This is a genomic window from Streptomyces sp. HSW2009 (assembly GCF_040240285.1).
Taxonomy (GTDB): domain Bacteria; phylum Actinomycetota; class Actinomycetes; order Streptomycetales; family Streptomycetaceae; genus Streptomyces.
The window spans coordinates 1-9,025 of record NZ_JBEHZD010000328.1 but is presented as its reverse complement, the minus strand read 5'-3'; the positions used below and the strand labels follow the sequence as shown (position 1 = coordinate 9,025).

The 9,025-nt window shown below is 71.9% G+C and carries 8 protein-coding genes; 4 read left to right on the top strand and 4 right to left on the bottom strand.

Going from position 1 to position 9,025, the window contains the following annotated elements; all coding sequences use genetic code 11:
- Positions 1-101: 101 nt before the first annotated feature.
- Positions 102-758: a choice-of-anchor C family protein gene (locus AAHZ94_RS22195; RefSeq protein ID WP_349994734.1), complete on the bottom strand. Its 657-nt coding sequence runs from the start codon at positions 756-758 to the stop codon at positions 102-104.
- A gap of 501 nt (positions 759-1,259) precedes the next feature.
- On the opposite strand from AAHZ94_RS22195, the gene AAHZ94_RS22190 reads away from it, so the two are divergent.
- On the top strand, positions 1,260-1,829 hold the full coding sequence (locus tag AAHZ94_RS22190; RefSeq protein ID WP_349994733.1) for a nucleoside deaminase: 570 nt from the start codon (positions 1,260-1,262) through the stop codon (positions 1,827-1,829).
- Between the two features lie 114 nt (positions 1,830-1,943).
- Here the strand turns inward: AAHZ94_RS22190 and AAHZ94_RS22185 are convergent, their stop codons facing one another.
- On the bottom strand, positions 1,944-4,376 hold the full coding sequence (locus tag AAHZ94_RS22185) for an FdhF/YdeP family oxidoreductase (RefSeq protein ID WP_349994732.1): 2,433 nt from the start codon (positions 4,374-4,376) through the stop codon (positions 1,944-1,946).
- Positions 4,377-4,608: 232 nt separating this feature from the next.
- Between AAHZ94_RS22185 and AAHZ94_RS22180 the strand changes: the two genes are divergently transcribed.
- Positions 4,609-5,070 (top strand): hypothetical protein, encoded by a 462-nt coding sequence (locus tag AAHZ94_RS22180; protein WP_349994731.1) that lies wholly within the window; start codon positions 4,609-4,611, stop codon positions 5,068-5,070.
- Positions 5,071-5,431: 361 nt separating this feature from the next.
- Here AAHZ94_RS22180 and AAHZ94_RS22175 read toward each other — a convergent pair whose 3' ends face one another.
- Positions 5,432-5,905, bottom strand: a complete 474-nt coding sequence (locus AAHZ94_RS22175; RefSeq protein ID WP_349994730.1) for a MarR family winged helix-turn-helix transcriptional regulator — start codon at positions 5,903-5,905, stop codon at positions 5,432-5,434.
- A gap of 113 nt (positions 5,906-6,018) precedes the next feature.
- Entirely contained in the window at positions 6,019-6,621 is a 603-nt protein-coding gene (locus AAHZ94_RS22170) for a maleylpyruvate isomerase family mycothiol-dependent enzyme (RefSeq protein ID WP_349994729.1), read from the bottom strand.
- Between the two features lie 71 nt (positions 6,622-6,692).
- Between AAHZ94_RS22170 and AAHZ94_RS22165 the strand changes: the two genes are divergently transcribed.
- Both AAHZ94_RS22165 and AAHZ94_RS22160 read left to right on the top strand, forming a co-directional pair.
- Positions 6,693-7,616: a LysR family transcriptional regulator gene (locus AAHZ94_RS22165; protein WP_349994728.1), complete on the top strand. Its 924-nt coding sequence runs from the start codon at positions 6,693-6,695 to the stop codon at positions 7,614-7,616.
- A gap of 287 nt (positions 7,617-7,903) precedes the next feature.
- Positions 7,904-8,881 carry a peptidoglycan-binding protein gene (locus AAHZ94_RS22160; RefSeq protein WP_502964738.1) on the top strand — a complete coding sequence of 326 codons (978 nt, stop codon included), beginning with the start codon at positions 7,904-7,906 and terminating at the stop codon, positions 8,879-8,881.
- The last annotated feature ends 144 nt before the right edge of the window (positions 8,882-9,025 follow it).

The window sequence follows — 9,025 nt, the reverse complement described above, 5'->3', positions numbered from 1 at the left end:
GGGGGGGGGGGGGCGCGGGGCGGGGGGGGGGGGCGGGGGGGGGGGGGGGGGGGGGGGGGGGGGGGGGGGGGGGGGGGGGGGGCCCCCCCCCCGGGGCGGGGTCAGTGTCTGTGGGTCGTCCCCTGGCCGCAGGAGCACGGACAGCAGGAGGGGCGAACCACCACGTCGTCGATGACCGGACCGTACGCACTATTCGGAGTGGTGCTGGCGAACGACAGGGTGGTGGAGGCGGATCGGGCCACGAAGGTGAAGTGCCGTCCCACGTACCCCATGTTCGTGACGGTCTTGCCCGTACTGTCGAAGGAGAAGTCCTGGAAGTTCTGCCCGTTGATCAGGGCGCGACCGGTCTTGACCGTGGGGACGCCGCCAGGGTTGCTGGCCAGCGCGTAACTGACCTCGTACGTCTTGCCCGGGGTCGTCGGGAAGGTCTGGGCGATCGTGCCCGCCGTACCGCCGTTGAGGTCCACGGACTGGTCCCGGTCCGCCGCCTGCCAGAAGCCGCGCCCGATGTGGTCCACGTTGCCGGCGGTGACCGCCCACGGGCCGATGGACCCGCCGGTCGGCACGTTGGTGAAGCTGTTGGCCGGGGCTGCGGGGTACTCGAAGCTCCCGTCGTCGATGCTGCTGGCCGCGGTGGTCGAGTGCGTCGTGCTGGTCGGGCCGTGCTGCTGGATCGGTGCGGCAAGCGCGGTACCGGTTCCGGCACCGAGCAACCCAAGAACGGCAATTGCCGTCACGTACGGTCGTACGGACACCATTTCCTCCCGAGTTTCGACAGCTTGGACAGAGCACGGTGAACTCTGGCCCCTGCCCCCGGCATAGGCCACCCCCGGTCGAGGGCGTGCCGACGCGCACCGATACCGAGGTCGACGGGCGTGCGCCGGCCGCACGCCCCGATACGCCGGTACGCCGAAGTGCGATTCGGACACCCGGCGCGGCGGACCCGACCGAGGCGCCGACCGGGTGGTGCGGGTCGGGCGGTCACTCCCCTGGTCGTCGCCGCCGATCCGGGTACCCGGGCCGGGCCAGGTGCCCGACGGCCGTGTGGACCGACGCTGGGAAGCGGTCCTCACGTCTCCGACTGCCTGGTGAAACATGCAGGTCAGCGCAGTGATGAGCAGGTCGGGCGACGGGCTCGTGGGCGCCCTGGGCACGACGGGCGGCCGGAGTTGCCGGCCGGCCCGCGGGGTCTATCGTCGGGATGGGTGCCGGGCGCGCAGCCGTACGACGGCCCGACGGGCTGAGACGGAGGACAGGGCATGGCGAAGCACGAGGAGTTCATGACCGAGGCCGTACGACTGGCCAAGGAGTCGGTGAACAACAACTGGGGCGGCCCGTTCGGCGCCGTCATCGTCCGTGGTGGGCGGATCGTTGCGCGCGGGCAGAACCGGGTCCTGCTCACCGGCGACCCCACCGCGCACGGCGAGGTCGAAGCCATCCGCAAGGCGGTGCAGGTGCTCAACCCCTCGGCGCCGTCCATCGCCCGCGACCGGCAGCACACCAGCACCCTCAAGCTCATCCCCCGCGAACCGAACTCGCCCGACAAGGTCGGCGCCCGGGCCCGGATGCTCAAGGGCTGCGTGATCTACACCAGCGGCGCGCCCTGCCCGATGTGCATGAGCGCCATCTACTGGGCCCGGATCAGCGCCGTCTACTTCGCGTGCGACCTGAAGGAGACCGAGCGGATCGGGTTCAGTGACGCCTACCAGTACAAGGACTTCACGAAGCCGCTCGACCAGCGGCTGATCCCCATCAAGCAGATCTTCCCGGGGCTCGGCAAGATGGCGTACCGGGCCTGGAAGTACAAGACCGACCAGCACCCGTACTGACTCACCCACCGCGTTCGAGACGGGCAACCCTCGGGGCACGGCGGCCGTGACGCGTACCCCTCGGCGTACGACGGTCGTCACGAGGAACCCTCCGCGCGAGACGGGCGGCTCGGGTCACTCTCCGCCGCGGGCCGGGGAGACGGTGATCCGTACGTGTTTCATGAGGGGTTGGTCGCTCTGGGTGCTGTAGTCGCCGAGGGCGCACAGCACGTTCATCTCCGGCATGTAGCCGGCCGCGCAACCGCGAGGGATGTCGTACGGAATCGCCAGGTACCCCGTCAGGTGACGCTGCGTACCGTCCTTGGCCGTGCTGGTGATGTCGACCGGGTCGAACTGCTCGATGCCGCGTTCGCGCAGGTCGTCGCCGTTCATGAAGATGAGCGTGCGCAGGTTCTTGATGCCCCGGTAGCGGTCGTCGTGCGAGTAGATCGTGGTGTTCCACTGGTCGTGGGAGCGCATGGTGCCCAGGGCCAGCGTGCCGGGGGCGGGGATCACGTCGGGCAGCGGCGCTGTGGAGAACTCGGCGCGGCCGGAGGGGGTGCGGAAGACCAGTTCGCGGGCGGGCTGCTTGATGCGGAAGCCGAGCGGAAGCCGCACCCGCCGGTTGAAGTCCTCGAAGCCGTCGAGTACCTGGGCCATGGTGTCGCGGATGCGGTCGTAGTCCTCGACGTACCACTCCCAGGGTGTAGTGCTGTCGGGCAGGGCGGCGCGGGCCATGCCCGCGATGATCGCCGGTTCGGACAGCAGGTCGGGCGAGGCCGGGCGCTTCATGCCGACGGACAGGTGGACCATGCTCATCGAGTCCTCCACCGAGGTGCGCTGCACGCCGGCTGCCTGGTGGTCCTTCTCGGTGCGGCCGAGACAGGGCAGGATCAGGGCCCGGCGGCCGTGCACCAGATGGCTGCGGTTGAGCTTGGTGCTGACCTGCACGGTCAGCTCGCAGGAGCGCAGCGCGGCTGCGGTGTACGGGGTGTCGGGCGCGGCGAGCGCGAAGTTGCCGCCCATGCCGACGAAGACCTTGACGGTACCCGCGTGCATGGCCTTGATGGTGGCGACGGTGTCCAGGCCGTGCGCGCGGGGTGGGTGGATCGCGCAGACCTCGGCGAGCCGGTCGAGGAACTCCGGGCTCGGGCGGTGGTCGATGCCGCAGGTGCGGTTGCCCTGGACGTTGCTGTGCCCGCGCACCGGGGAGGGCCCGGCCCCCTCACGCCCCAAGTTGCCGCGCAACAGCAGCAGGTTGACGATCTCCCGTACGGTGTCGACGCCGTGCTCGTGTTGGGTGATGCCCAGGCACCAGCTCATGATGGTGCGGTCGGCCTCCCGGTAGATCCGGGCGGCGGCCAGCACCTCGGCGCGGCTGAGTCCCGACTGCTGCTCGATCTCCGCCCAGTCGGTGGCCTCGCACCGGGCGCGGTACTCCGCGAAGTGGACGGTGTGCCGGTCGATGAACTCCTGGTCGACGGCCTTGGGGTCGGAGTCCGACTGTTCCAGGATCGCCTTGGCCATGCCGCGCAGCAGTGCCATGTCCCCACCGATGCGCACCTGGAGGTTGCGGGTGCTGGTGGGGGTGGCCCGGAAGGTGGCCATCTGGAGGAAGTCGTGCGGGATGATGGTGCGCGTGGCCGCCGCCTCGACCAGCGGGTTGACGTGCACGATCTGGGCGCCGCGCTGGTAGGCGGCGGCGAGTGCGGTGAGCATCCTGGGGGCGTTGGACGCGGCGTTGACGCCGAAGACGAACAGCGCGTCGGTCCGCTCCCAGTCCCCCAGGTCGGCGGTCCCCTTGCCGGTGCCGATGGCGGCTTGCAGGGCGCGCCCGCTGGCCTCGTGGCACATGTTGGAGCAGTCGGGCAGGTTGTTGGTGCCCAGTTCTCTGGCCATGAGTTGGTAGAGGAAGGTTGCTTCGTTGCCGAGTCGGCCCGAGGTGTAGTACGCCGCCTGGTGGGGTGAGTCGAGCCCCCGCAGGACGTCGCCGACCAGGTCGAACGCCTGCTGCCAGCGGATCGGGACGTAGTGGTCGCTCTCCGGGTCGTACACCATCGGCTCGGTCAGTCGACCCTGGCTCTCCAGGTCGCGGTCGCTCCACTCGGAGAGTTCGGTGACCGTGTGGGCGGCGAAGAAGTCCCGGCCGACGCGCTTGCGGGTCAGCTCCCAGGTGACGTGTTTGATGCCGTTCTCGCAGATGTCCAGGTGCAGGCCCTTGGTGTCGTCGGGCCAGGCGCAGCCCGGGCAGTCGAACCCGCCGTCCTCGTGGTTCATCCGCCGGATCGCCCGCGGTCCGCTGGCCAGGGCCCCTTCCCGGACCAGGAACCGGGTGACGCTGTTGGCCGCGCCCCAGCCTGCGGCCGGATGGTGGTACGGGTGGAACTCCGGGCCGCCTTCGGGGGCCGGGCCCGCCGCAGGGTCGTGCGCCGCCCCGGAGTCGTGGGCCGCACGGGAGTCGTGGGCCGCACGGGAGTCGCGGGGCGCGGTGGGGTCATGGGCCTCGCCCGCCCCGTGCCCGTCCGCCCGTGGAGCGCGCCGTGCCTGCTCACCGTGGGAGTCGTTCACCGCACTCACCCTTCCGCCGTACGCTCCGGGACCGGGGGCCGCTCTCCGTACACACCCAGCAGGTGCGGACCACACACCTCAGGCTAGGCGAGCCTGCGCCACCCCGGCGGCGCCGTTTGCCCGGCACGACGAAGGACGAGCGGAAATCGCCCGCACGGCGGCAACGGTCTGCGCCCCGGGCCGTTCGGGGGTGGCGTCCCGGATGAGTGATGTCCGCAGTAGCCTCCAGCCCATGAGCGCGGAGAGTGACACGGAGGACGGGGCTGACGGCGCCGGCGGGGGCAAGGGTTCGGGTGGGCGGGCGGAGCCGAGCGTCCACCAACTGCGGCTGTTCGGCGTGTTGGCCGAGGAGCTGGCCGTGTCCACACCGGCACCGCTCCCCTGGTCGCAGACCCGTGAGGTCGAGATCCGGCGGGTGGGGGCCGACTCCGGTCACGTGGTCCGGAAAGAGGCCGAACGCGCCGAACTGACCATGCTGTTGGCGATTGACCCGGCCGGTTCCACGTTCACCTGCATGTGCTGGGGCGAGGTGGAGTTCGTACTGCGCGATGCTGCGGGTGCGGGCGTCGCCCTGTTGCGGCTGCACGTTGGCGTCGGGTTGGACTGGCACCGGTGGGGCGGTCCGCTGCCACTGCTGCACCCCACGGAGCTGCTGCGGTGGCTGGCCGACCGCGGGGTGGACTGCGGCGCCTGAACACCGGCGGCCAACCGATCGCGACCGGGGTGCCGGCCCCTGCCGGATGGTGACGGAGGGTCGCATTGTCAGACCCCTCTGCGATGGTGGGGTCATGGGCGGGGGAAGCGCTCGGCTGGGGAGGGGAGAGGGTGTGCGTGGTGGTGACGATTACGGGCCCGGTTCGGGCAGCGACCCGGTGGGCCGGTTGGCAGGTTGCGGACAACTGGCGGCCGGCACGGGACGGGCATGCCGACCATGCGCTATGGCGAACCGACTGGGGCGGCAGCCGCCGTGGCGGGACGACGGCCCGCGGCCGGCGTTCCCACCCCGCGGTCCCGTCACCCCACCACCCCACCGCCCCGCCGCGTCCGGCAGCGCGTCAGACCGCTGTCAGATCACCACCGGCGTTGTGGATCATCCTTTGGAGCACCTTCAGGGTGATCAGGTACTCCTCGTCCGCGATGCCGGCGTGCACCCTGGCCCGGTTCTCCCGCTGGGTCTCGGCCGCCCTCCGGTGCAGGGTCCGGCCGGCGTCGGTGATCTGGAGTCGTCCGTCCTCGTCCTCCACCAGCAGCTCCCGCTCGACCAGCAGGTCGATGTCGGGGGCGAGGCCGGGGCCCACGTCCAGGTTGGCCTGCTGGTCGCGGATCACCTCTGCGCGGGTGGCGCCGGTCGCGCCGTGCAGCACCTGGTGCAGCGCCCACCACTGCGGCTGGGTGATACCTATGGCCGCCAACCGGCCCCTGACGTGGGCCAACAGCACCTTGTTGGCGGCCCAGGTCCAGTAGCCGACGGGCTGTCCGACCAGTTCCGCGTCGTCGTGCGAATACTTCACCGTGTCGCCTTTCGTCATCGTTCCTACGGGCCGGACCGCCCGTGGCCCTGCTCGGTCGGCCTCCGGGACGCGGGGCCCGGGACCTGCTGTCCCGATCCCTGACCGTCGCCCACCGTCACGCGCCCCCGCCCTCACGCGCCGCGCGCCTCCGGGATGCTGCGCCCGTACGCGAGCAACAGGAGCTCGTGTGCGGGGCGGTCCAGTGGGGTGCCGGCGCCGTACGTCCAGTCCAGGTCGGTGGCCCGTAGCCGGGTGCCGGCCAGGTCCGCCTTGAAGAAGCGCAGGGTGCGCGGTTCGACGGCGTCGAGCACGATCCGCAGCCGCTCCGGTGACACCTGTCGCGGGAGGCCAAGGGCCACGGTGATGTCCAGGCCGTGGACGACGTCGTGGCCCAGTGCCGCGGCCAGCCCGCCCACCGGTGGCTTCCACGGGTGGTCGGCGTTGTCCCGGAGGGCGGCGGCGAGTTCGTCCGAGGTCAGGGCCGCGGCGTCGCGGCGGGCGAGCCGGTCGGTCATGCGGTGCAGGTTGCCGCCCGCTCGCAGTAGTTCCCTGGCCGTCGCGCCGAAGGAGTACCGGAACCCCAGGCTCATGTGTGCGGCCACCTCGCACACCCGCCACCCCTTGCACAGGCTCGGCGCGTCCCACTGTTCGCCGGTCAGCCCGTCGAGCACGTCTGCCACCGCGCACCGTTCGGCGGCGATGGCCGCGCGGACCTCGCTCTCTGCTCTCACCATGATCACCAGCCTCTGCGGCCTGCGGTGAGAAGTCCAAGAGCCGTCTCTTCTGCTGGCTAGCATCTCTGCTTATGGAGCTCCGCCAGTTGCAGTACTTCATCGCCGTCGTGGAAGAGGGCAGCTTCACCCGGGCAGCGGCCCGGCTGCACGTCGCCCAGCCCGGGGTGAGTGCGCAGATCAGGCTGCTGGAGAAGGAGCTTGGGCAGCCGCTGCTCGACCGTTCAGGGCGGCGGGTGACCACGACCGAGGTCGGCGGGGCGACGCTCACGTACGCGCGGGCGGCACTCGCCGCGGTGGCGGGGATGCGGCAGACGGTGGACGAGTTCACCGGCCTGGTCCGCGGCCACGTCACCCTGGGGATCGTCTCCGGCGCCACCACCGAGAGCTACGACCTGGCCGATGTGCTCGCCGACTTCCACGACGACCATCCACAGGTGGAGATATCCCTGACCGAGGACACCTCGGCGCGCATGTGCGACGCGTTACGCCGGGGCACGCTCGACCTCGCCGTGCTGGGGGTCGCCAGCGCCACGCCGCCGCCCGGCATCGACTGTCAGTTCGTCATCGACACCCCGCTGGTCGCCGCGCTCTCCACGCGGCACCCGCTGGTCACGCCCGAGGCGCCGCCGGAACTCGCCCTGGCCGCGCTCGCCGATCAGCCGCTGATCAGCCTGCCGCGCGGCACGGGCTCGCGCAGCACTCTGGAACGCGGCTGCGAGCAGGCCGGTTTCACACCCCGCATCGCCTTCGAGGCCGCCGAACCGCTGCTCCTCGCCCGGCTCGCCGCCCGTGGCCTCGGCGTCGCCATCCTGCCCGAACCGTCGGGAGACACCGCGGCGGCCCTCGGCGTGTGCGCCGTGCCGCTCACCGCGCCGCGGCTCCGCGGCCGGATCGCGCTCGCCTGGCCGACGGACGGTCCCGCCACCCCCGCGGCGAAAGCCCTGCTCACGCGCCTGCGTCAGGCCCTGCCGCCGGTCACGCCGACGGAACCCTGAGGCCATCGGCGCGCCCCAAGTGAACGCGTGACCACCGGGGTTGCACAGCAGGGTGAACGGGGCCGGCCGGGCACTGCGCGGCCGTCACGACCGTTCGGGAAGCCCGCGGAGTGTCCTGGCATGATCTCGCCAATTTGCCCACGCCGGCAGCGAGCGGGGCCTACGCTTCCACCTGAATGACGCGCGTAGAACGCCCTACGCCGCGCCCTGGCACCAGGCGTGCCCGGGCATCTTCGGCATGCCCGCTGCGCGCGGCACAAACCGACGGCAACCCCCAGGAGAACGACATGTGTGAGCAGTGCGCCCCGGCCCACGACACGGCAGTCGACCCCGCGGACCTCGTACCGCACGGCCCCTCGCGCCGAAAGCTGTTGATCGGCGTCGGGGCGGGCCTCGGGGTGGCCCTGACCGGGGCGCCCGGCCTGATGTCCGCGGCCTCGGCCGCGACGCTCAAGGACGGTAGCTGGTGCAACCCGGCCCGGGGCCACTTCCCCGCCGGCGGCCAGTACGGCGCCCCGCGCGGCAAGTACCCGCACGCAGGTCAGGACGTCACCAACTCGACCGGTACGGCGATCTACGCCGCAGCCGCCGGCACCGTGATCAAGCGCGGCACCAGCGTGCTGACCGGGCGCTCCGGCAACGGTCTGGTCATCTCGCACGGCGGCGGGCGCTACACCTACTACGGGCACCTCAGCAAGTTCCGGGTCGGCCTGAACGCCAAGGTGGGTGCGGGCCAGCGGATCGCCGACATGGGCGCCACGGGCAATGTCACCGGCCCCCACCTGCACTTCGAGGTGCACACCGGATCGCTGGGCCGCACCACCAACCCGGTCTCCTATCTCGCTGCCCGCGGGGTGGACCTGGGCGGCGGCTGGCCGTCGCTGAACTCGGGCGCCAAGGGCGCGACCGTCAAGGCGCTCCAGTACCTGATGACGCAGCGCGGGTACAAGCTCAACGCCGACGGGTCGTACGGGTCGGTCTCGGTCGCCGCGGTGAAGAAGTTCCAGGCCGCGCGGAAGCTGGTCGCGGACGGGCAGGTGGGTCCGAAGACCTGGCCGCACCTGGTCTACTCGTTGAAGCAGGGTGCCAAGGGCTCGCACGTACGCGGTCTTCAGACGGTGTTGAACAAGCACAGCGCCGGGTTGGCGCTCGACGGCGAGTTCGGCACGGTGTCCCGGGACGCGGTCCGCGCGTACCAGAGCGCCAACCGGCTGACCGTGGACGGCGTGGCGGGCCCCTTGACGTGGAAGGCCCTCGTCGGCTGACGCCCTCGGCGCGCGATCGGTGGGGCCCCCCCGGGCCCCCCCCCGGGGGGCGCCCCCCCCCCCGGGCCCGCGGGGGGGGGGGGGGGTGTTGTGGGGGGGGGGGGGGGGGGGGGGGGGGGGGGGGGGGGGGGGGGGGGGGGGGGG